Source organism: Pseudomonas sp. DF11, assembly GCF_058148565.1.
The window spans coordinates 1,399,809-1,422,450 of the sequence record NZ_JBYVYN010000001.1; the positions used below are offsets into that span (position 1 = coordinate 1,399,809).

General features: G+C 62.0%; 17 protein-coding genes and 4 tRNA genes. 2 read left to right on the forward strand and 19 right to left on the reverse strand.

The features are described from left to right. Positions 1-146: 146 nt before the first annotated feature. The 9 genes from AC30D9_RS06000 to leuC form a co-directional block, all read right to left on the reverse strand. Positions 147-779: a phosphoribosylanthranilate isomerase gene (locus AC30D9_RS06000; RefSeq protein ID WP_307571671.1), complete on the reverse strand. Its 633-nt coding sequence runs from the start codon at positions 777-779 to the stop codon at positions 147-149. 63 nt (positions 780-842) lie between these two features. After that, entirely contained in the window at positions 843-1,667 is an 825-nt protein-coding gene (gene truA / locus AC30D9_RS06005; protein ID WP_134926672.1) for a tRNA pseudouridine(38-40) synthase TruA, read from the reverse strand. A 438-nt stretch (positions 1,668-2,105) separates the two neighbouring features. Further along, positions 2,106-4,700: a FimV/HubP family polar landmark protein gene (locus AC30D9_RS06010; RefSeq protein WP_490143645.1), complete on the reverse strand. Its 2,595-nt coding sequence runs from the start codon at positions 4,698-4,700 to the stop codon at positions 2,106-2,108. A gap of 210 nt (positions 4,701-4,910) precedes the next feature. Continuing rightward, positions 4,911-5,921: an aspartate-semialdehyde dehydrogenase gene (locus tag AC30D9_RS06015; RefSeq protein WP_307571669.1), complete on the reverse strand. Its 1,011-nt coding sequence runs from the start codon at positions 5,919-5,921 to the stop codon at positions 4,911-4,913. 309 nt (positions 5,922-6,230) lie between these two features. Beyond that, positions 6,231-7,343 (reverse strand): aspartate-semialdehyde dehydrogenase, encoded by a 1,113-nt coding sequence (gene asd / locus AC30D9_RS06020; protein ID WP_134925104.1) that lies wholly within the window; start codon positions 7,341-7,343, stop codon positions 6,231-6,233. 54 nt (positions 7,344-7,397) lie between these two features. Continuing rightward, positions 7,398-8,480 (reverse strand): 3-isopropylmalate dehydrogenase, encoded by a 1,083-nt coding sequence (leuB, locus tag AC30D9_RS06025; RefSeq protein ID WP_490143646.1) that lies wholly within the window; start codon positions 8,478-8,480, stop codon positions 7,398-7,400. Between the two features lie 54 nt (positions 8,481-8,534). After that, positions 8,535-9,299, reverse strand: a complete 765-nt coding sequence (locus AC30D9_RS06030; protein WP_116833048.1) for a class I SAM-dependent methyltransferase — start codon at positions 9,297-9,299, stop codon at positions 8,535-8,537. A 133-nt stretch (positions 9,300-9,432) separates the two neighbouring features. Continuing rightward, on the reverse strand, positions 9,433-10,077 hold the full coding sequence (gene leuD, locus AC30D9_RS06035) for a 3-isopropylmalate dehydratase small subunit (RefSeq protein WP_134925105.1): 645 nt from the start codon (positions 10,075-10,077) through the stop codon (positions 9,433-9,435). Positions 10,078-10,088: 11 nt separating this feature from the next. Beyond that, on the reverse strand, positions 10,089-11,507 hold the full coding sequence (leuC, locus tag AC30D9_RS06040) for a 3-isopropylmalate dehydratase large subunit (protein WP_134925106.1): 1,419 nt from the start codon (positions 11,505-11,507) through the stop codon (positions 10,089-10,091). A gap of 155 nt (positions 11,508-11,662) precedes the next feature. On the opposite strand from leuC, the gene AC30D9_RS06045 reads away from it, so the two are divergent. Together AC30D9_RS06045 and AC30D9_RS06050 are read left to right on the forward strand one after the other, a co-directional pair. Beyond that, the gene (locus AC30D9_RS06045) at positions 11,663-12,553 is read left to right on the forward strand and encodes a LysR family transcriptional regulator (protein ID WP_109754595.1); all 891 of its coding nucleotides are present in this window, start codon (positions 11,663-11,665) and stop codon (positions 12,551-12,553) included. Positions 12,554-12,620: 67 nt separating this feature from the next. After that, positions 12,621-15,899, forward strand: coding sequence for an EAL domain-containing protein (locus AC30D9_RS06050; RefSeq protein WP_134925108.1), 3,279 nt, complete (start codon positions 12,621-12,623; stop codon positions 15,897-15,899). 230 nt (positions 15,900-16,129) lie between these two features. Here AC30D9_RS06050 and AC30D9_RS06055 read toward each other — a convergent pair whose 3' ends face one another. The 10 genes from AC30D9_RS06055 to gltX form a co-directional block, all read right to left on the reverse strand. Next, positions 16,130-16,582 (reverse strand): Hsp20 family protein, encoded by a 453-nt coding sequence (locus AC30D9_RS06055; protein ID WP_003203872.1) that lies wholly within the window; start codon positions 16,580-16,582, stop codon positions 16,130-16,132. A 119-nt stretch (positions 16,583-16,701) separates the two neighbouring features. After that, positions 16,702-17,661, reverse strand: a complete 960-nt coding sequence (locus AC30D9_RS06060) for a tRNA dihydrouridine synthase (RefSeq protein ID WP_490143647.1) — start codon at positions 17,659-17,661, stop codon at positions 16,702-16,704. Between the two features lie 650 nt (positions 17,662-18,311). Continuing rightward, positions 18,312-18,761 carry an acyl-CoA thioesterase gene (locus tag AC30D9_RS06065; RefSeq protein WP_307571666.1) on the reverse strand — a complete coding sequence of 150 codons (450 nt, stop codon included), beginning with the start codon at positions 18,759-18,761 and terminating at the stop codon, positions 18,312-18,314. 89 nt (positions 18,762-18,850) lie between these two features. Then, a complete protein-coding gene (locus AC30D9_RS06070) occupies positions 18,851-19,684 on the reverse strand; it encodes an alpha/beta fold hydrolase (protein ID WP_134925113.1) in 834 nt (277 codons plus the stop codon). A 28-nt stretch (positions 19,685-19,712) separates the two neighbouring features. Continuing rightward, on the reverse strand, positions 19,713-20,252 hold the full coding sequence (locus AC30D9_RS06075) for a TetR/AcrR family transcriptional regulator (RefSeq protein ID WP_109754589.1): 540 nt from the start codon (positions 20,250-20,252) through the stop codon (positions 19,713-19,715). 180 nt (positions 20,253-20,432) lie between these two features. After that, positions 20,433-20,508 (reverse strand) — tRNA-Glu (locus AC30D9_RS06080). 76 nt (positions 20,509-20,584) lie between these two features. Further along, a tRNA-Ala gene (locus AC30D9_RS06085) sits at positions 20,585-20,660 on the reverse strand. Positions 20,661-20,713: 53 nt separating this feature from the next. Further along, positions 20,714-20,789 (reverse strand) — tRNA-Glu (locus AC30D9_RS06090). Positions 20,790-20,868: 79 nt separating this feature from the next. Continuing rightward, positions 20,869-20,944: transfer RNA gene (locus AC30D9_RS06095), tRNA-Ala, on the reverse strand. A gap of 146 nt (positions 20,945-21,090) precedes the next feature. Continuing rightward, complete coding sequence (gltX, locus tag AC30D9_RS06100; RefSeq protein ID WP_072407052.1) at positions 21,091-22,572, reverse strand: glutamate--tRNA ligase; 1,482 nt, start codon at positions 22,570-22,572, stop codon at positions 21,091-21,093. Between the last annotated feature and the right edge of the window lie 70 nt (positions 22,573-22,642).

A 22,642-nucleotide genomic window follows, 5' to 3' on the forward strand; every position in this document is an offset into this window, starting at 1 on the left:
CGAAACATGACCTGCATGCGGCCCAACCTCCTCAGCCATCCCGGTAACCGCTGCAGCGCGGTTACCCCTACGTTATCGGCCCACCCGGAGGCGGCGCCTGCCTGCTTTGTACAGTGCTGGTATGGACGGCGGCAGTCTGCCAGCCGTCACATTGACGACTGGCCGTCGCTAACAGCAGCCATGAACGCGCGAATCTTTGCCGGGTCCTTGATGCCCTTGCCCTGCTCCACTCCACCGCTCACATCCACCGCGTAAGGGCGAACCTGACGAATGGCCGCGGCAACATTTTCCGCCGTCAGGCCGCCGGCCAGGATGATCGGTTTGCCCAGGCCTTGTGGCACCAGCGACCAATCGAAAGCTTCGCCGGTACCGCCAGGAACACCTTCCACATAGGTGTCGAGCAAAATGCCGCTGGCACTGGGGAAAGCCTCGCAACGGGCGGCAATGTCGTCGCCGGCCTTGACCCGCAACGCCTTGATGTACGGACGATGCCAGCCTTCGCAATCGGCCGGGGTTTCGTCGCCATGGAACTGCAACAAGCCCAGCGGCACTGCATCGAGAATCTCGCCCAGCTCGCAACGACTGGCGTTGACGAACAGGCCCACGGGAGTCACGAATGGCGGCAAGGCCTGGACGATAGCCCTCGCCTGCTGCACCGTCACCGCCCGCGGACTCTTGGCGTAAAACACCAGCCCGATGGCATCGGCCCCGGCCTCGACCGCCGCCAACGCGTCCTCGACGCGGGTGATCCCGCAAATCTTGCTGCGAACGACCGGCATGGTGGTTAAAACCTCAGGCAAATCCGTGAAAGTCCCGGATGGTAGCAAATGCTACGCGGGGCGTCAGCCGTCGAGTTCCGAGAAGCCCGTGAGGAAATGTGGCCCGATGTAACGCTGTGGCAACTCGAATTCATCGTGATATTCGACCTGCACCAGGTACAAGCCAAACGGGTGCGCCGTGACGCCACCGGAGCGGCGGATACGACTGTCGAGCACTTCCTTGGCCCATTCCACCGGGCGCTCGCCGGCCCCAATGGTCATCAATACGCCGGCGATGTTGCGCACCATGTGATGCAGGAAGGCACTGGCGCGGATGTCGAGCACGATCATCTTGCCGTGACGGGTCACGCGCAAGTGATGCAGTTCCTTGATCGGCGACTTGGCCTGGCACTGACCGGCACGGAACGCGCTGAAATCATGGATGCCAACCAGGTATTGCGCGGCCTCGGCCATGCGCTCGACGTCCAGCGGGCGGTGGTTCCAGGTGATTTCCTCGTTCAGGTGCGCCGGACGGATCTGATCGTTATAGATCACGTAGCGATAACGTCGGGCGATGGCCTTGAAGCGTGCATGAAAATGCGCCGGCATCACCTTGGCCCAACTGACGCTGACGTCGTGGGGCAAGTTGATGTTGGCGCCCATCACCCAGGCCTTCATCGAACGCTCGACCTGGGTGTCGAAATGCACCACCTGGCCGCAGGCATGCACGCCAGCGTCGGTACGGCCGGCGCAATGCAGCGACACGGGCGAGTCGGCGACTTTGGACAGCGCGTCTTCAAGCGTTTCCTGCACCGTCAATACACCGGAAGCCTGGCGCTGCCAGCCACGGTAGCGCGAGCCTTTGTATTCCACGCCCAAGGCGATCCGGAAAAAGCCGTCGGCCGCCATTTCGGCGGCCGGGTTGTCTATGTTTGCCAAGGAATTACAGCCTGCTGAGGTACGCAAAGGCGGGCATTATAAGGCGGTCGGGACGGGATGCCAGTGCAACCGTTAGTCCTGCGCTGGACGGGCCGGCGCCATCGCGAGCGGGCTCGCTCCCACAGGGGGCTGGCGATGGACTCAGAATTTACGCAACACACAAATCCCATGTGGGAGCGGGCTTACTCGCGAATACGCTGTGCCAGCTAAAACTTCATGACTGACACCCTGCTTTCGCGAGCAAGCCCGCACCCACAAAGAGTCCTGTTGGATTCAGATTTTGCGCTACACACAAAAAACCTGTGGGAGCGAGCCCGCTCGCGATGGGGCTAGCCCAACACCATCACCTCCCAACCCCAAACAAAAACGGCAGCCTCATTGGCTGCCGCTCTTGTTGAACCGAGCCTCTCAGACCAGGCGCGACAACATTTCCTGTGCTTCGCTCTTCTGGGTCGCGTCGCCTTCGCTGAGGACTTCGCCGAGGATGTCGCGAGCGCCGTCGTTGTCACCCATGTCGATGTAGGCCTGGGCCAGATCGAGCTTGGTCGCCACCTCGTCGGTACCGCTGAGGAAGTCGAAGTCCGGTTCGTCTTCAGCGCCGACCAAGGCATCTTCGGCGGTGAAGGTCGGTTGTCCCAGGCTGTCGGACAAACGATCCAGCTCGGCGTTTACATCATCCAGCTCGGACTCGAAGGCGTCCTTGGGCGCATCGTGCGCGTCCATTTCATCGGACAGGGAAAGGTCGAAATCCGCTGGCAGTTCAAGGTCGTCAGCCGGTGTATCGGCCAAGGCTGGCGTTTCAGCCGCAGGCTCGTCCAGTCCCTTGAGGTCATCGTCCAGGTCCAGCAGGAAGTCTTCATCATCGAGCGCCGGGACCGGGGTCGGCGCGTCGGCGCCCAGGTCCAGGTCGAACTCCGACAGGTCGTCCAGGCTTTCGTTGGCCTCGGTCTGCTGCTTGAGCACCGACTCGAAACTCAGGTCATCGTCCTCCGGGAACGCGTCCAGCTCCGCGATAGGCTCGGGGGCCGCCGGTGCGACCGGGGTTTCCAGGTCATCCAGGCTCAGGTCGAAGGCGCTGTCGAGTTCCTCATCGGTCGGCGACTTGTCTTCCAGCAGATCCTTGACGTACTGCGCATCCAGTTCCGCCGCCACGGTCGCCGCGGCCAGGCCTGCCGTAGCGGCGACCACCATGGCCGGGAAACGGCTTTTCAGTTGTTCGACCTGGGCGAAGTTCTCGCCATTGGCCACCAGCTGGCGCTCCTGGGCGACAAAGGCGTCGCGGTCACCCTGCTGACCGTAAACTTCCATCAGTTTCAGACGCAAGTCGCTGCGCTGAGGCTCGGCCTTGATGCCCTGCTCGAGCAGGTCGGCAGCCTGGTTCAATCGACCGCGGTCGATATGGGACTGGGCCTGGGGCAGCACGTCGTCGGAACGCTCGGCGGCCGGCGCCACCAATGGTGCGGCGATAGGCGGCGTGACCACTACAGGCGCGATCACAGGGGCCGGCTTGGGCGCTGGCGCAGGGGCCGGTTTTGGCTCGAGTTTTACGCTAGGTGGTGGAACCTCAATGCCCTCGAAGCTGCTCGGGGGCAGATCGAGCTCCGGGGAGAAGTCAGCCTCCTCCTCGAGGGCCCGGGCCATGCGCAAGTGTTTTTCCGCTTCCTGCTGGGCCTTGCGGCGACGAGCGAGCAGCAACAGCAGCAACAACAGGAGCAGCGCGCCGCCGCCAATCAATCCCAGCAGGATCGGATTGGTCAGCAGGTCGTTGTATTTTTGCTCGTTGGACGCGGCAGGCGCCGGTTCGACCGGTGCGGCAGGCGGCGTCGCTTCCGGGGTCGCTTCTGGCGCAGGTGCCGGTGCAGTCGCCGGGGCTTGTGCCGCTGGCGCAGGCGTCAACTGTGCGGACATCGCCCCAGGCGCCTCGCCCGCAGGCGGAACGGCGGCGCCTTCGGCCTGCATCTTGGCCAGCTGGTTGTTCTTCAGCTCGATCAGGCGCTGCAGCTTGTCCAGTTGGCTCTGCAGATCCGCCATGCGGCTTTTCAGTTCTTCGTTATCCCGGCGCGCCGAATCGAGGCTTTCCTGGGTGACAGCAAGCTTGTTGGAGAGCGCCTGGGCATCGCCGGCAGCCCCCTTGCCCTTGCCACCCGCCTTCGCCGAGTCGGCCGACACCAGGCTCAAGTTGTCGCGACCGGCCGCCTGTGCCGGCGCGCCTTCGCCACGACCACGCTTGGTGGCATCCAACTGCTGCTTGCCGGCACCCGCCACGCCACGACGTCCCGAACGCCAGGCGGCGTTCTGCGCAGCCACTTCGGCGATGGCCTGGGGTTGCGGCAACGCCGTGCTTTGCACCGGATCCGGCAGGCGCAACACCTGACCGGTTTTGAGCAGGTTGATGTTGCCGTTGATGAACGCGTTCGGGTTCAACGCCTGGATCGCCAGCATGGTTTGCTGGACCGACCCGCCGTTGCGCACCTTGGCGGCGATTTCCCACAGGGTATCGCGCGGCGTGGTGGTGTACTGGGAAGGCTTGGTGGCACCAGTGACCGGCGTGGACACGACCTGGGGCGGCTTCGCCCGGGCGGCGTCGGCGGCCTGTGGCGAGAACTTGGAAGGATCGAGCAATACGCTGTAGTCGCGCAGCAGGCGGCCGTTGGGCCACATCACCTGCACCAGGAACTTGACCATGGGTTCGGACAGCGGGCGGCTGGAGGTTACCCGCAGGACGCTCTTGCCGTTGGCGTTGATCACCGGGGTGAAGGACAGGTCATTGAGAAAGGCCTGGCGGTCGACCCCGGCCTTGGCGAAATCTTCGGGTGAGGCCAGGCTCGGCACGACTTCGGCGGCGGTCAGTTGCTGGACGTCGAGCAACTCGATCTCGGCGACCAGAGGCTGGTTCGGCGTCGACTTCAGGGTCAATTCCCCGAGCCCGAGCGCTTGCGCCATACCGGAGGACAGCGCCGAGGCGGCCGCTATTGCTAACACCAGTTTGCGAACTTGAACCATAGCCTCTTCCTTTGTTTGAACATTCCTCGGCCAGCGAGAAGGTATTGATGCCGCTGCCGTAAGGCATTGCGCGCAGCCCCGATGCGACGGTGCGCGCGATCGTTTCACTCATGCCCCGGGAAAGTCCCCCAGAGGGATGTTCGCCTTCAGCACTCCGGCCAAGCATAGCGCCCAGCTAGAATCATTCGACAAATTGATGCCAAGTATCTTTTACAGCAAGTCTTTTATCAACAACTCAGCCACCTGCACGGCATTGAGCGCCGCGCCTTTGCGCACGTTATCTGACGTCAGCCACATATTTAGCTCCGCCGGATCGTCGATCCCACCGCGCACACGACCAACGTAGACCACATCCTGCCCCACCGCATCGCCTACCGCGGTCGGATAATCGCCCGCTTCCACCAGCTCGATACCGGGCGCCGCTTCCAGAGCCGCGTTGACCTTGACCAGGTCGACGGCCTTGGCAGACTGCACAGTCACGCTAAAGCTATCGCCAAAAAACACCGGGGCTTGAATGCAAGTGACGGAAATCTTTAACAAAGGTTGATTCAGCACTTGGCGCAACTCGCGGACCAGGCGTTTTTCCAGCTGCGTATGCCCCTGCTCGTCCGGCGCGCCAACCTGGGCCAGCAGGTTGAACGCCATCTGCCGGTCAAAGAACTTCGGCTCCAGCGGACGGGCGTTGAGCAGCTCGGCGGTCTGGCGCGCCAACTCGCTCACGGCCACGCGGCCCTGGGCCGACACCGCAAGACTGGCGGTCAGGCTGATGCGCTGCAAATCCAGGCATTCACGCAGCGGCGCCAGCACCACCGCCAAGGCCGTGGCCGACGCGCTGGGGCTGCTGACCTGCAACGGTTTGCTCAAGCCGGCCAGCACTTGGGCATTGGCTTCCGGCACGATCTGCGGCGCCTGTTCGGGCGGCAAGGCACCGGACAGGTCGATCAGCGCACAACCGGCCGCCGTGGCCCGCGGGGCGAAACTCAGGGTCACCGCCGGGCCCGCCGCGAAGAACACCAGTTGGACTTTGCTGAAATCGAACTCGTCGACCTCGCGCACCCGCACGTTTTTGCCGCGGAACATCACCGAGCTGCCTGCCGATTCGCTGCTGGCCAGCAGGTGCAAGTTGCCGACCGGGAAGTCCCGTTCTTCGAGAATCTGGACGAGGGTTTCGCCGACAGTACCGGTGGCGCCGATCACGGCAATATCAAAGGACTGGCTCATGGGTCTACCTCAGGTAAAACGTGGGGAGCGGCACTTTACCGGGTGGTCGGTATGCAGGCAATTGGCAGGAGGATTTGCGGTGCCTGGGCTGGCCCCATCGCGAGCAGGCTCACTCCCACAGGTTTTGCGGCCACCGAGGATCCCATGTGGGAGCGGGCTTGCTCGCGAATACGGTGTGCCAGCTAAAAATTAGTGACTGACGCTCTGCTTTCGCGAGCAAGCCCGCTCCTACAATTGATCCCATGCATTCAGCGACATAAAAAAACCCGCACCTCTCACAAGGCACGGGTTCTTCACAGCGACAATCGATCAACGCTCGAGCAGGATCCGCAGCATGCGACGCAGCGGTTCGGCCGCGCCCCAAAGCAGTTGGTCGCCGACGGTGAAGGCACCGACGAATTGCGAGCCCATGTTCAGTTTGCGCAAACGGCCCACCGGTACATTCAGGGTGCCGGTGACCTTGGTCGGGCTCAGCTCCTGCATGCTGATTTCGCGGTTGTTCGGCACCAGCTTGACCCAAGGGTTGTGCTGGCTGATCAGCCCTTCGATATCGGCGATCGGCACGTCCTTGTTCAGCTTGATGGTCAGCGCCTGGCTGTGGCAACGCATGGCGCCGATGCGCACGCAGATGCCGTCCACCGGGATCGGGCTCTTGAAGCGACCGAGGATCTTGTTGGTTTCGGCCTGGGCCTTCCATTCTTCACGGCTCTGGCCGTTAGGCAGTTCCTTGTCGATCCACGGGATCAGGCTGCCGGCCAGCGGCACGCCGAAGTTCTCGGTCGGGTACGCATCGCTGCGCATCGCCTCGGCGACCTTGCGGTCGATGTCCAGGATGGCGCTGGCCGGGTTGGCCAGGTCATCGGCGACGGCGGCGTGGGTCGCACCCATCTGCTTGATCAGTTCACGCATGTTCTGCGCGCCGGCACCGGATGCCGCCTGATAGGTCATGGCGCTCATCCACTCCACCAGCCCGGCTTCGAACAAGCCACCCAGGCCCATCAGCATCAGGCTGACGGTGCAGTTGCCGCCGATGTAGTTCTTGGTACCCGAATCCAGCTGCTGGTCGATGACCTTGCGGTTGACCGGGTCGAGGATGATCACCGCATCGTCCTGCATGCGCAGGCTGGAAGCGGCGTCGATCCAGTAACCCTGCCAGCCGGCTTCACGCAGCTTGGGGAATACTTCGCTGGTGTAGTCGCCGCCCTGGCAGGTCAGGATCACGTCGAGGGTCTTGAGCTCTTCGATGCTGTAGGCATCCTTGAGCGCACCGGTGTCCTTGCCCACGGACGGGCCTTGGCCACCGACATTGGAAGTGGTGAAAAACACCGGCTCAATGAGATCGAAATCCTGCTCTTCCAGCATTCGCTGCATGAGCACGGAACCGACCATGCCGCGCCAACCGATCAGACCTACACGTTTCATCGCAACTACACCTATACAAAAGTGGGCCACCGTCGAAGCAGTGGGCCCGAAAGATTACAGATTCCGCAGCGCGGCGACTACTGCATCGCCCATTTGCTGCGTACCGACTTTGGTACAACCTTGCGACCAGATATCACCGGTGCGCAAGCCTTGGTCCAAGACCACGCTGACGGCTTTTTCGATCGCGTCGGCGGCATCGTTCAAGTTGAAGCTGTAACGCATCATCATCGACACCGACAGGATGGTCGCCAACGGGTTGGCAATGCCCTGCCCGGCGATGTCCGGCGCCGAACCGTGGCATGGCTCGTACATGCCCTTGTTGTTGGCGTCCAGGGAAGCCGACGGCAGCATGCCAATGGAACCGGTGAGCATCGACGCTTCGTCGGACAGGATGTCGCCGAACATGTTGTCGGTGACGATCACGTCGAACTGCTTGGGCGCGCGCACCAGTTGCATGGCGGCGTTGTCGACGTACATGTGGCTCAGCTCGATGTCCGGGTAATCCTTGGCCACCTGCTCGACCACTTCGCGCCACAATTGGCTGGAGGCCAGCACGTTGGCCTTGTCCACCGAGCACAGCTTCTTGCCACGCACGCGGGCCATGTCGAAGCCGACCCGGGCGATACGGCGGATTTCGCTTTCGCTGTACGGCAGGGTGTCGTAGGCCTGACGCTCGCCATTATCCAGCTCGCGGGTGCCACGCGGGGCGCCGAAGTAGATACCGCCGGTCAGCTCACGAACGATGAGGATGTCCAGGCCCGAGACGATTTCCGGTTTCAGGCTCGAGGCGTCGGCCAGTTGCGGGTAAAGAATCGCCGGACGCAGGTTGCCAAACAGGCCCAATTGCGCGCGAATTTTCAGCAGGCCGCGCTCGGGGCGGATGTCGCGTTCGATCTTGTCCCATTTCGGGCCGCCCACGGCACCCAGCAGCACGGCATCGGCGGCACGGGCACGGTCCAGGGTCTCATCGGCCAGGGGCACGCCATGCTTGTCGATGGCCGCGCCGCCGATCACGTCGTGGCTGAGTTCGAAGCCCAGGCTGTACTTGTCGTTCGCCAGCTCCAGGACCTTGACCGCTTCGGCCATGATTTCCGGGCCAATGCCATCACCTGGGAGAATCAGAATCTGCTTGCTCATGCTTTCCTCGTTTGCTCTGTCGACACAGGCCTCTGGCGCTGGCCGGGAAAAATGCTATCGCTCGGCCCACAGCACCAGTACATCGGTACTGAACGAACCATCGGCCTCAATCTCAAAATATTCACGCACTTCATCGCCCATCGAACGCTGCAGCTGGAGAATCGCCGCACGCATCACCTCGGGGGTGCGCATGCGCTCGACCCAGGAGTGGTACTCCAGGCGCAGGCGCTGACGCGAGGTGCTGCGGGTGTGCAACCCCGCTTCGCTGACCTGGCGCAACCACTCGCCGGCCGAATAATCGCGCACATGGCTGGTGTCGCGCAGCACTTCGATGCTTTGCAGGTAGGTGTCCAGCAACGGCGTGCCTGGCGACAGGATATCGATGAACGCCATCACCCCGCCCGGCTTGAGCACCCGGCGCACTTCCCGCAACGCCAGGCCCAGGTCGCTCCAATGATGCGCCGAATAGCGGCTGAACACGAAGTCGAACTCACCGTCGGCGAAGGGCAGGCGCTCGGCGGCGCCGCGAACCGTGCTGATGTTGCCCAGGCCCCGCTCCGCGGCCGCCGCAGTCACCACATCGAGCATCTGCTGGGACAAGTCATAGGCCACCACTTCACCGGCCAGCGGCGCCACGTGGAAACTCACATGGCCGGCGCCACAGCCCAGGTCCAACACACGGGCATCGCCACGGCCAGCCAGCGCAGCCTGTAGCAGCGCAAACTCGGCGCCCTGGGCGTGCACGGCACTGCTCAGATAGGCCGAGGCCTGTTCACCGAATTGTTTTTGTACAACCTGACTGTGGGCGGTGCTGGTCATGGAACTTCCTTTTGGCTGTGTCTGTTCTGGCCTCATCGCGAGCAGGCTCGCTCCCACAGGGATTTTCTTTACGCCGCAAATCCAATGTGGGAGCGAGCCTGCTCGCGATGGCGTCGTTACGCCTTACGCAAAATCAAGCATCGCGAAACAACCAAGGCTGGCTCGCCCGATGCTTGGCCTCGAACGCGGCAATCGCCTCGCCGTCCTGCAAGGTCAGGCCGATATCATCCAGGCCGTTGAGCAGGCAATGCTTGCGGAACGCGTCGATCTCGAAACCCAGCACCTTGCCGTCGGGGCGGGTCACGGTCTGGGCCGCGAGGTCGATTTTCAGCTGGTAGCCGGGGCTGGCCTCGACCTGCTGGAACAACTCATCCACTTCAGCGTCGCTCAGGATGATCGGCAGCAAGCCGTTCTTGAAGCTGTTGTTGAAGAAGATGTCGGCGTAGCTCGGCGCGATGATGCTGCGGAAACCGTATTCTTCCAGGGCCCATGGCGCGTGTTCGCGACTGGAACCGCAGCCGAAGTTCTCACGGGCCAGCAACACGCTGGCGCCTTGGTAACGCTCGGCGTTGAGCACGAAATCCTTGTTCAACGGCCGCTTGGAGTTGTCCTGGTACGGCTGGCCGACATCCAGGTAACGCCATTCGTCGAACAGGTTCGGGCCGAAGCCGGTGCGCTTGATGGACTTCAAGAACTGCTTGGGAATGATCTGGTCGGTGTCGACGTTGGCACGATCCAAAGGCGCGACAAGACCGGTGTGCTGGGTAAAAGCTTTCATGCTGCGCTCCTTCAGATCAATTCGCGGACGTCGACGAAACGGCCGTTGACAGCCGCCGCCGCGGCCATCGCCGGGCTCACCAGGTGCGTACGGCCACCGGCGCCCTGACGGCCTTCGAAGTTACGGTTGGAGGTGGAGGCGCAATGCTCGCCCGACTCCAAACGGTCCGGGTTCATCGCCAGGCACATCGAGCACCCTGGCTCGCGCCACTCGAAACCGGCCTCGAGGAAAATCTTGTCCAGCCCTTCCGCTTCGGCCTGGGCCTTCACCAGGCCCGAGCCCGGCACCACGATGGCCTGCTTGATCGTCGAGGCGACCTTGCGGCCCTTGGCGATCACCGCCGCGGCGCGCAGGTCTTCGATCCGCGAGTTGGTGCAGGAACCGATGAACACGCGGTCGAGTTGAATGTCGGTGATCGCCTGATTGGCACTCAAGCCCATGTATTTCAAGGCGCGGACGATGGAGTCACGCTTGACCAGGTCCATTTCCTTGGCCGGATCCGGTACGTTCTGGTCCACCGCCAGCACCATTTCAGGCGAAGTGCCCCAGCTGACTTGCGGCTTGATTTGGGTCGCGTCGAGCTCGACCACGGTGTCGAACTTGGCATCGGCATCGGAGACCAGGTCTTTCCAGGCCTCGACCGCCATGTCCCATTCCGCGCCTTTTGGCGAGAACGGGCGGCCCTTGACGTATTCCACGGTCTTTTCATCGGCAGCCACCAGGCCAACGCGAGCACCGGCCTCGATGGACATGTTGCAGATGGTCATGCGCCCTTCGACAGACAGGTCGCGAATCGCGCTGCCGGCGAACTCGATGGCGTGGCCGTTACCGCCGGCGGTGCCGATCTTGCCGATCACCGCCAGGACGATGTCCTTGGCCGTCACACCGAACGGCAACTTGCCCTCGACGCGCACCAGCATGTTCTTCATTTTCTTGGCGACCAGGCACTGGGTGGCGAGCACATGCTCTACCTCGGAGGTGCCGATGCCGTGGGCCAGGGCCCCGAAGGCACCGTGGGTCGAGGTGTGGGAGTCGCCGCAGACCACGGTCATGCCCGGCAAGGTCGCGCCCTGCTCCGGGCCGATGACGTGGACGATGCCCTGGCGCACGTCATTCATCTTGAATTCGACGATGCCATATTCGTCACAGTTATCGTCGAGGGTCTGGACCTGCAAGCGCGAGACCTGGTCGGCAATGGCTTGGATGCCGCCCTTGCGCTCCGGCGTGGTCGGTACGTTGTGGTCCGGGGTCGCGATGTTGGCATCGATGCGCCACGGCTTGCGCCCGGCCAGGCGCAGGCCTTCGAAGGCTTGCGGTGAAGTCACTTCATGGATGATGTGACGATCGATGTAGATCAGCGCCGAGCCATCGTCGCGCTGCTTGACCAAATGCGAATCCCAGAGCTTGTCGTAGAGCGTTTTGCCGGCCATCAGACGGTTCCTCATCAGCTTGTTTCTATGCCCCGGGCCTGAACGAATCAATAACCCCTTGGCTTGTGAGGCTGATCCTATGGGGTTACATTAAATAACTCAAATTCATATTTTTCATACTTTGCATAACCAACTGGAATTCGACCGGAACCGCCATGGACCTCGCCAATCTCAATGCCTTTATTGCCATCGCCGAGACGGGCAGTTTCTCCGGTGCCGGCGAACGCCTACACCTGACCCAGCCGGCCATCAGCAAGCGCATTGCCGGCCTCGAACAACAACTCAAGGTGCGCCTGTTCGACCGCCTGGGCCGTGAAGTGGGCTTGACCGAGGCCGGCCGGGCCCTGTTGCCACGGGCCTATCAAATCCTCAATGTGCTGGACGACACCCGCCGCGCCCTGACCAACCTGACCGGTGAAGTGACCGGGCGCCTGACGCTCGCCACCAGCCACCACATCGGCCTGCACCGCCTGCCGCCTCTACTTAGGGAGTTCACCCGCCGCTACCCCCAGGTGGCGCTGGACATTCAGTTCCTGGATTCGGAAGTGGCCTACGAAGAAATCCTCCATGGCCGGGCCGAACTGGCCGTCATCACCCTCGCCCCCGAACCCCACACGCTGGTACGGGCCACGCCGGTGTGGGACGACCCCCTGGATTTCGTGGTTGCCCCCGAGCATGCGTTGCTGGAAAACGGCGCGGTCAGCCTGGCGGACATCGCCTTGCATCCGGCGGTTTTCCCGGGGGGCAACACCTTTACCCATCACATCGTGCGACGGCTGTTCGAGGCCCAGGGCCTGACGCCGAACATCGCCATGAGCACGAATTACCTGGAAACGATAAAAATGATGGTCTCCATCGGCCTGGCCTGGAGCGTTTTGCCGCGCACCATGCTCGACGAACAGGTGGCACGCATTCCTTTGCCGGGCATACAGCTCAGTCGCCAGCTAGGCTATATCTTGCACACCGAACGGACGCTGTCGAACGCTGCACGGGCTTTCATGGCCTTACTGGACGCACAAATCGATTTGCCAGGGACAAAGGCATAGGTTGTGCCGCGCCTGTAGGGCCTTGGATGCTTGTGCTTATGCCCAACCCGCTCAAGGCTCGCCAGAAATGCCCAAACCCGCTGACCATCTCCCGCCCTTGCCACGTATCCAGGCGCTAGACCCGAAACGGTCCGAGCAAAGCTGGGACAGCGCGCCGCAGTTGCTGGCCGCCCTGAACGGTGCACGGCTGGGGGCCTGGTCGTGGGACATCGACAGCGGACAGATCAGTTGGTCCCGCGGCACCCAGGCGCTGTTCGGCTTCGATCCGCGCCAGCCATTGCCGGCGGATGTGGATTATCTGGACCTGTTGCTGCCCGAAGACCGGGCCCGGGCCGTGCGTGCCTTTCACGCGGCAGTGGCCGGGGCGCCGCTGGAACAGGCGATGCACCATCGCATCGTCTGGCCCGACGGCAGCCTGCACTGGCTGGAAATCAGCGGCAGCGTGCTGCCCGACAAGCATGGCCGTCCGCGCATGATCGGGGTGATCCGCGAAATCACCCATCAGCGCGAGCGCGAACAAGCCCTGCGCAGCTCGGAAAAACGCTTCGCCACGCTCTTTCATCTATGCCCGAACATGGTCTTGCTGACCCGCCAGGAAGACGGGCTGATCAGCGAAGCCAACCAGTATTTCGAAAGCCTGTTCGGCTGGCCGGTGCATGACGTGATCGGCCGCACCACCCTGGAGCTGGGCTTGTGGGTTGACCCGAGCCAGCGGGTGAAACTGGTGGAGGCGACCAAAGCCAAGGGCGACCTGGTGAGCATGGAGGTGGAGTTCCGGGCCAGCAACGGCCAGATTCATAACGGCATTCTCAGTGCGCAGAAAGTCGAACTCGAAGGCCAGCCCTACCTGTTGAGCACCTTTCTCGATACCACCGAGCGCAAACTCGCCGAACAGGCCCTCAAGGATAGCCAGGAACGCCTGGACCTGGCCCTCGACTCCGCGCAACTGGGCACCTGGGACTGGCACATTCCCAGCGGCATGCTCTACGGCTCGGCCCGCGCCGCGCAGCTCCATGGCCTGGAACCCAAGCCCTTCCACGAATCGTTCGACGCGTTTTTCGAGGGCGTCCCCACGCAAGAGCGCAACAACATGCGCAACGCCTATCGCAGCCTGCGCGAGGGCCCGGCGGGCAACTACCAATTGACCTACCGGGTGCAACTGCCGGACGGCAGCTCGCGCTACCTGGAAAGCCGCGCCCGCCTCTATCGCAACGACGACGGCAGCCCCTTGCGCATGGCCGGCACCCTGCTGGACATCACCGACCAGGTGGAGCGCGAACAGAGCCTGGCCGCCTCGGAAGAAAAATTCGCCACGCTGTTCCAGGTCAGCCCCGACCCGATCTGCGTCACCCACCAGGACAGCGGCCGGTTTCTCGAGATCAACTCCAGTTTCACCCAGACCTTCGGCTGGACCGCCAACGACGTGATCGGCCTCGGCGCCGACGAAATCGGCCTCTGGGACGCCTCGGGCAGTAGCCTGCAACGCATCGAACGGGTGATCCGCGAACAATCGCTGAGCAATGTCGCCATCGTCGTTCATCATAAGAACGGCCAGCCGCTGACCTGTGTGATTTCCAGCCGGCAAATCAATGTCGGCAACCAGCCCTGCATCGTCACGACCTTGCGGGACATCACGCAGCAACAACGCTCCGAGGCCGCCCTCAAGGCCAGCGAAGAGAAATTCGCCAAGGCGTTTCATTCCAGCCCCGACGCCATCACCATCACCGAACACGAGAGCGGTCGCTACCTGGAGGTCAACGACGGCTTCTGTCGGTTGACCGGCTACCGCGCCGACGAGGTGATCGGGCGCACGGTCTACGAAGTGGGGATCTGGGCCGAAGAAAAACAACGCGCCGCCCTGCTGGCCGAATTGCAACTCAAGGGCCGCGTCGTCCACCAGGAAATGCTCGGGCGCAATAAACGTGGGGAAATCCTCACCGTGGAAGTCTCGGTCGAGCCCATCACGCTCAACGAAACGGCGTGCCTGCTGCTGACCGCCCGGGACGTGAGCCTGCTGCGCAATGCCGAAGCCCAGATCCGCCACCTCGCCTATCACGACCCACTGACCAACCTGCCCAACCGAGCCTTGCTGATGGACCGGCTGAGCCAGCAGATCGCCCTGCTCAAGCGCCATAATTTGCGTGGCGCCCTGCTGTTTCTCGATCTGGACCACTTCAAGCACATCAACGATTCCCTCGGTCACCCGGTGGGCGACACCGTGCTGAAAATCATCACCGCGCGCCTGGAAGCCAGCGTGCGCCTGGAGGACACCGTCGCACGACTGGGCGGCGACGAGTTCGTGGTGCTGCTCAGCGGCCTGGAAGGCACGCGCAACGAAGTCAGCAAGCAGGTGCAAACCCTGGCCGACACCCTGCGCGAATTGCTCTCGGAGCCGATGTTTCTTGATGGCCAGCGACTGCAGGTCACGCCGAGCATTGGTATAGCGCTGATTCCCGACCACGGCTCCACGCCCACCGATTTGCTCAAGCGCGCCGACATTGCGCTGTATCGCGCCAAGGATTCGGGGCGCAACACCTCGCAGATGTTTCATACCACCATGCAAAAAGCCGCCAGCGAACGGCTGCGCATGGAGACCGACCTGCGCCAGGCACTGGCCCGTGGCGAGTTCAGCGTGCATTTCCAGCCCCAGGTCGATGCCCGGGACAACCGCATTGTCGGCGCCGAGGCCCTGGTGCGCTGGCATCACCCGGACCTGGGCGCCCAATCGCCCAACGAATTCATCAAGGTGCTGGAAGACAGCGGCCTGATCCTGGAAGTCGGGACCTGGATCCTCGACGAAGCCTGCGATGGCTTCAAGCAACTGATTGCCAAGGGCAAGATCGATCCGGAGCAATTCAGCCTGTGTGTGAACATCAGTCCGCGGCAGTTCCGCCAAAGCGACTTCGTCGAACGCATCGAAAGCAACCTGGCCACCCATGGCCTGCCCTGCTCCCTGCTGAAGCTGGAAATCACCGAAGGCATCGTGATCCAGAACCTGGATGACACCATCGCCAAGATGCGCCGGCTCAAGAAACTCGGGGTGAGCTTTGCCATGGACGATTTCGGCACCGGCTATTCGTCGCTGACCTACCTCAAGCGCCTGCCGGTGGATACGTTGAAGATCGATCAGTCATTCGTGCGCGACGCCACCAGCGACCCCAACGACGCGGAGATCATCCGCGCCATCGTCGCCATGGCCCGCAGTCTCAACCTGGAGATGATTGCCGAAGGCGTGGAAACCCTGGAGCAATTGCAGTTCCTGCAAGGGCTGGGTTGCCATCTGTACCAAGGCTACCTGCACAGCCGGCCGTTGCCGCTGGAGGCGTTTGAACGGTTGTTGCCGTGACATGGAGACGCTACGGGGGGCGCTTGTGACGAGGGGATTTATCCCCGCGGGGCTGCGAAGCAGCCCTAAAAGCCGTCGCCTGGGTGTGTCAGGCTAAACAGCGTCGCCTGGTCTTTTTTGGGGGCGCTTCGCAGCCCAGCGGGGATAAATCCCCTCGCCACCATTAATCTTCCACCGTGCTCCAGAATGAAGAAGGGCGCCATCTGGCGCCCTTCTTCAGTTGCGATGCATCAGTTTTGCAGCGCGGGTTGCTGCTGCGCCCCGTTGATCGGGATGCGCTTGGCCTTGGCCTCTTCCGGAATCACCCGCAACAGGTCGATGCTCAACAGACCGTTGCTCAGGCCGGCGGACTTGATCTCGATATGATCGGCCAACCGGAAGGACAGCTTGAACGCACGCTGGGCAATACCTTGGTGCAGGTAAGTCACGCTGTCGTTGCTCGCTTCGCGCTTGCCGCCACTGATGGTCAGCACACCTTTTTCCACTTGCAGGTCCAGGTCTTCTTCCTGGAACCCGGCGGCGGCGACCACGATGCGGTACTCGTCATCACCATGTTTTTCCACGTTGTAGGGTGGATAGCTGCTGCCCGGTTCGTTGCGCAGGGCGGTTTCGAACAGGTCGTTAAAACGATCGAAACCCACCGAGGAACGGAACAGAGGGGCCAGCGAAAATGCAGTACTCATGATTCAAATCTCCTGAAAAATTCAGCAAGTTTTTTTGTCTCCGCGACCCGAATTCGGCATCGCGTAACCCTTATCTAGGGTTCGCCAAAAACTTTTCAAGAGCTTTTTTTGAAATTTTTTCAGGTCGCTTCGGTGCGCTGCACACCCAGCAAATGCCCCACCGCGTCCAGGTCGGTTTCCCGCCGCAGAGCGCTGAACAGCGCCACCGCTTCGGGATAATTGCGCGTCAGCATGGCCAGCCATTGCTTCAATCGGCCCGGGGCCTGGCGGGGGGTGAGTTGCTCGACCACTTGCACCCAGAAGTCCTGGAGCATCGGCTGCAAATCGGCCCAGGACATCTCGACCACTTCCTCACCAGCCCGGGCCGCGGCGATCTGCCGGGCCAGGTCAGGGCGAGAAACGAGGCCGCGACCGAGCATGATGTCTTCAACGCCGCTGATTTCACGGCATCGACGCCAATCTTCGACGCTCCAGATATCGCCATTGGCGAACACCGGCACCTTGACCACCTCCTGAACTCGCGGGATCCACTCCCAGTGAGCCGGGGGCTTGTAGCCGTCGGTCTTGGTCCGCGCATGCACCACAATGTGCGCCGCGCCGCCTTCGGCCAACGCCGTGGCACAGACCAATGCACCATCCGGGCTATCGAAACCCAGGCGCATCTTGGCGGTGACGGGGATGTGTCTTGGCACCGCGCGGCGCACGTGCTCGACGATTTCGTTGAGCAGTTCCGGCTCCTTGAGCAACACCGCCCCGCCCCGGGACTTGTTCACGGTCTTGGCCGGGCAACCGAAGTTCAGGTCAATGACCTCTGAGCCCAGTTCGCAGGCCAACGCCGCGTTTTCCGCCAGGCACACCGGATCAGAACCAAGCAACTGCACCCGCAGCGGCACGCCGGCAGCAGTCCGGGCGCCCGTCAACAGTTCAGGGGCGAGCTTATGGAAGTAGGCCGGCGTGAGCAGACGGTCGTTGACGCGAATGAACTCGGTGACACACCAGTCGATACCGCCAACACGGGTCAGGACATCCCGCAGGATGTTGTCGACCAACCCCTCCATGGGTGCCAAGGCAATTTGCATGGAAACACACACTCAAACGAAAAAACGTGCGGCAGTTTACCGGATTTTGCCCACATAGCCGGCATTCACCACAAATCCCCTGTGGGAGCGGGCTTGCTCGCGAAAACGGTGGGTCCGCTTGCATTGATGTCGGATGTGCTGCCGTCATCGCGAGCAGGCTCGCCCCCACAATGGTTCCGAGGCGTTCACGGAATTGGAGTCCACTGCAAATCCCTGTGGGAGCGGGCTTGCTCGCGAAAACGGTGGGTCCGCTTGCATTGATGTCGGATGTGCTGCCGTCATCGCGAGCAAGCTCGCTCCCACAATGGTTCCGAGGCGTTCACGGAATTGGAGTCCACCGCAAATCCCCTGTGGGAGCGAGCCTGCTCGCGATAGCGGTGGGTCAGCTTGCATTGATGTTGGATGTGCTGCCGTCATCGCGAGCAGGCTCGCTCCCACAATGGTTCCAAGGCGTTCACGGAATTGGAGCCCGCCACAAATCCTGTGGGAGCAAGCTTGCTCGCGATAGCGGTGGGTCCGCTTACATTGATGTCGGATGTGCTGCCGTCATCGCGAGCAGGCTCGCTCCCACAATGGTTCCAGTGTGTTTACAGAATTGGAGCCCGCCACAAATCCCCTGTGGGAGCGAGCCTGCTCGCGAAAGCGGTGGGTCAGTCTATGAAGATGCCAGATGGATTCAGCGCCACGCCATAACCCTCGATGAATTCCTGCGGCATGCGCTTTGGCCGGCCGGTGGACAGTTCAATGCAGACAAATGAGGTCTGGGCCCGCAGTAAGGTAGTGTTGTCGCTGGGGCGGACCAGTTGGAAATGCCGGGTCATTTTCAGGCGCTGGTCCCAATCGACGATCCAGGTTGCCAACTGCAGCTCGTCGCCTTCATAGGCGGCCGCCAGGTAATCGATTTCATGCCGCACCACCGCCATGGCCCGATCCAGGCGCCGGTATTCCACCAGATCCAGGCCCAGGCGCTGGGAATGGCGCCAGGCACAGCGCTCGAGCCAGGTGACGTATACCGCGTTGTTGGCGTGGCCCAACCCGTCGATGTCTTCGGCATTTACTTGAAGATCAATGATGAACGGCGTTGCCCGATCCCAGCCCATGCCCCTCTCCCGGTCGAATTTGGTTGGGGGGCAGTGTAACGGATCCGAGCTTGATCGCCATCGCGGGCAAGCCTTGCTCCCAGATCAAGTCAAGCCGATTGCCGCGCTTGCAGGCTGCGCCCGGCCAACAGGGATAACACGCCATCAATGACCCGTGGATCGGCCAGCACCCGCTGATGCCCGCCCTGTGGCAGTCGCAGCAAACGACTGTCGAACCAGGCCTCGTGAATCAGTTGCGATTCCTTGACCGAAACGAAAGTGTCGTCGTCGGCATGGACGATCAACCCGGGCACGTCCAGTTGGTAATGGGCGACGTCCATTTTCTCGGCCCGCATGCCCACATCGCTTTCCACCAGACGAATGAAAGCTGAACGGGCCTTGGGCGGCAGCCCCATCATCCGCGCGAATCCGCGTAATACGCCAAGAATGCGCGCAGGCGCAGCGATGCTGACCAAGGTCTCGGTCTGCAACCCCAACTGAACCGCGAGCATGGCACTGGCGCCGCCCATGGAATGCCCGATCACGGCCTGCAACGGTGGCAGCTCAGCCGCGGCCTCGAGCATGGCCCTGGCGAACAACAGGACATTCGCCTCGCGGCCCGGCGAACGACCATGGGCCGGACCGTCCAGGGCCACCACCATGTAACCGGCGTCCACCAGGGCCGTGATCAGCGCCCCGAATTGAGTCGGCCGCCCTTCCCAGCCGTGCATCAGCAAGACTACCGGGCCTTTGCCCCAGCGCAACGCCGAAAGACCGAAGCGCAAGGTGATACGCTCGGACGAGGCCAGCAGCGGTAACTCCCAATCCCGCGGCGGCAGGTCTCGAGGGCGCATGAACAGCAGACGCATCTGCTTGGCCACCAGGCGCGGAGCTACCCAACCAAGCGTGCCATTGACGCTACGAATCCAGCTCAACCTGTTCATCGCTCATCTCCAGGGCTTGCGCCTCAGCTCATTGCACCGCCGACTTGGCGGCGCGCAGCAAACGATCGGATAACTCTCCAGGCCCCAAGGCCCGCGCCAGGGCCAGGCCGCCCACCATCAAGGCGATGTCGGCCAGGGCCTTGTCGGCGTCCTCCGGGCTGGCCGCCAATTGCGCGACCATCAATTCAACATGCTCGTTGAGCACCTCACGAAACGCATCCGGCAGCCGGCCCAGCTCGCCGACCGACGCAGGAATCGGGCAGGCATTCTCGGTGGAGTCACGGTGTTTTCGTGACAGATAGAACGCCGCTACCAACGCACGCCGCTCTTCGCCTGTCAGCTCGCCGTCCATATCGGCAATCAAGCCGCGGCGCCGATTGAGCAATTGCTTGAATGCCTCCAGCATCAAGGCATCCTTGCTTTCGAAATGGGCATAAAAACCGCCCACCGTCAGCCCCGCCGCGCCCATCACCTCGCCCACGCTCGGTTCAGCCGGCCCGCGCTGGATCAGCGCATCGCTGGCGGCCTTGAGAATGCGTTCACGGGTTTGTGCCTTCTTATCGCTCATCGTCGCCTCCGAATATTACGATTGAAATATTATTCCCATAATAATTTTCCGCAAGCAGAAATTTTGACCGCTGGTCAGAAGTCGCTTTCAAGGATAAGGGAGTTGGCCGAACGCCAGACAAACAAAAGGGCCATTCAAGAATTGAATGACCCTTATAAAATCCCGCAGAGCGGGTAATCGTGGCGTCCCCTAGGGGACTCGAACCCCTGTTACCGCCGTGAAAGGGCGGTGTCCTAGGCCACTAGACGAAGGGGACACAAACCTTCTGACGTGATCAGCACTGAGAACTGATCGGCTCAAGACCGGTGTGGCCAGATCTTGAACCTGTAAATTGGTGGAGCTAGACGGGATCGAACCGTCGACCTCTTGCATGCCATGCAAGCGCTCTCCCAGCTGAGCTATAGCCCCGGATTTTTCGCCTCGCGGCGGAGCGACATCTTGTAACATCGCTTCTGTAAAACTGGCGTCCCCTAGGGGACTCGAACCCCTGTTACCGCCGTGAAAGGGCGGTGTCCTAGGCCACTAGACGAAGGGGACGCAAACCCTTCTATACAACTGATCAACGCTGAGTGTTGATCGCTTCAAGACCGGTGTGGCCAGGCCTTGAAGTGTAAATTGGTGGAGCTAGACGGGATCGAACCGTCGACCTCTTGCATGCCATGCAAGCGCTCTCCCAGCTGAGCTATAGCCCCTCATCGCTGAGGACGGGGCGAATCTTAAGGGCGTATCGGAGGGCTGTCAAATTTATTTTCAACAAATTTGAAAATTTTTTGCCGGGATAACAATCACTTACCGACAAACCCCGGAAAACCGGGGTATGTCCTGCCTCATCGAGCGCTTACGCGATCGCGCCCAGCAGTTTTTCCCACTCTTTGTTTTCCTTCTTCGACACGCCACCGAGCAGATCGATAGCCTGGCGCAGACGGAAACGGGTCAGGTCAGGTCCGAGGATTTCCATCGCATCGAGCACCGACACCGAGCTGGCCTGACCGGTAATGGCGGCGAACATCAGCGGCATGGCATCGCGTAATTTCAACTCCAACGACTCGACCACGGCCTGGATGGTCGCGGTGATGCTGTCTTTCTCCCACTGACGCAGGCTTTCCAATTTCCACAGGATCAACTGCATCAATTGGCGCACCTGGTCACCCGACAACTTCTTGGACTCGAACAGCTTCACATCCGGCGTCACGCCACCGGCAAAGAAGAAACCAGCCAGCGGGGCGATCTGGCTGAACGTCTCCACCCTGCCCTGCACATGGGGCGCGATTTTCATCATGTACTCAGGGTTCAACGCCCACTTCTGTACGCGCGCGGCGAACTCTTCCACCGGCAGGTCCCGCAACCACTGGCCGTTGAGCCACGACAGCTTCTCGATATCGAAGATCGGCCCGCCCAGGGACACGCGCGACAGATCGAAATGCTCGACCATTTCCTGCAGCGAGAACTTCTCGCGCTCGTCCGGCATCGACCAACCCATGCGTCCCAGGTAGTTGAGCATCGCCTCGGGCATGAAGCCCATGCGCTCGTAGAACGTCACCGAAGTCGGGTTCTTGCGCTTGGACAGCTTGCTCTTGTCCGGGTTACGCAGCAGCGGCATGTAGCACAGTTGCGGCTGTTCCCAGCCGAAGTATTCGTAGAGCAGGATCAGTTTCGGCGCCGACGGCAGCCATTCTTCGCCGCGCAGGACGTGGGTGATGCCCATCAGGTGATCGTCGACCACGTTGGCCAGGAAGTACGTCGGCAGGCCGTCGGTCTTCATCAGCACTTGCATGTCCATGCGATCCCACGGGATCTCGACATCGCCCCGCAGCATGTCCGGCACCACGCAGACGCCTTCGCTCGGCACCTTCATGCGGATCACATGGGGCTCGCCGGCCGCCAGGCGACGGGCGACTTCTTCCTTGGACAGCAGCAGCGCCCGGCCGTCGTAGCGCGGGGTTTCGCCACGGGCCATCTGCTCGGCGCGCATCTGGTCCAGCTCTTCGGCGGTGCAGAAACACGGGAACGCGTGCCCCATGTCCACCAACTGCTGGCAATACTGCTTGTAGATGTCACCCCGTTCGCTCTGGCGGTACGGACCGTGCGGGCCGCCGACGTCCGGGCCTTCGCTCCAGTCGATGCCCAGCCAGCGCAAGGCGTCGAAGATCTGCTGTTCGGACTCGCGGGTCGAACGCAATTGGTCGGTGTCCTCGATCCGCAGGATGAACTCGCCGCCATGCTGCTTGGCAAAGCAATAGTTGAACAAAGCGATGTAGGCGGTGCCGACATGGGGATCGCCAGTGGGCGAAGGCGCGATGCGGGTGCGGACGGTGGTCATGGCATGTCTCGGAAAGAATATAAAAGCGAAGATGAAACAGGGGGCGAATGGTAACAGGCGATGGCGGGCG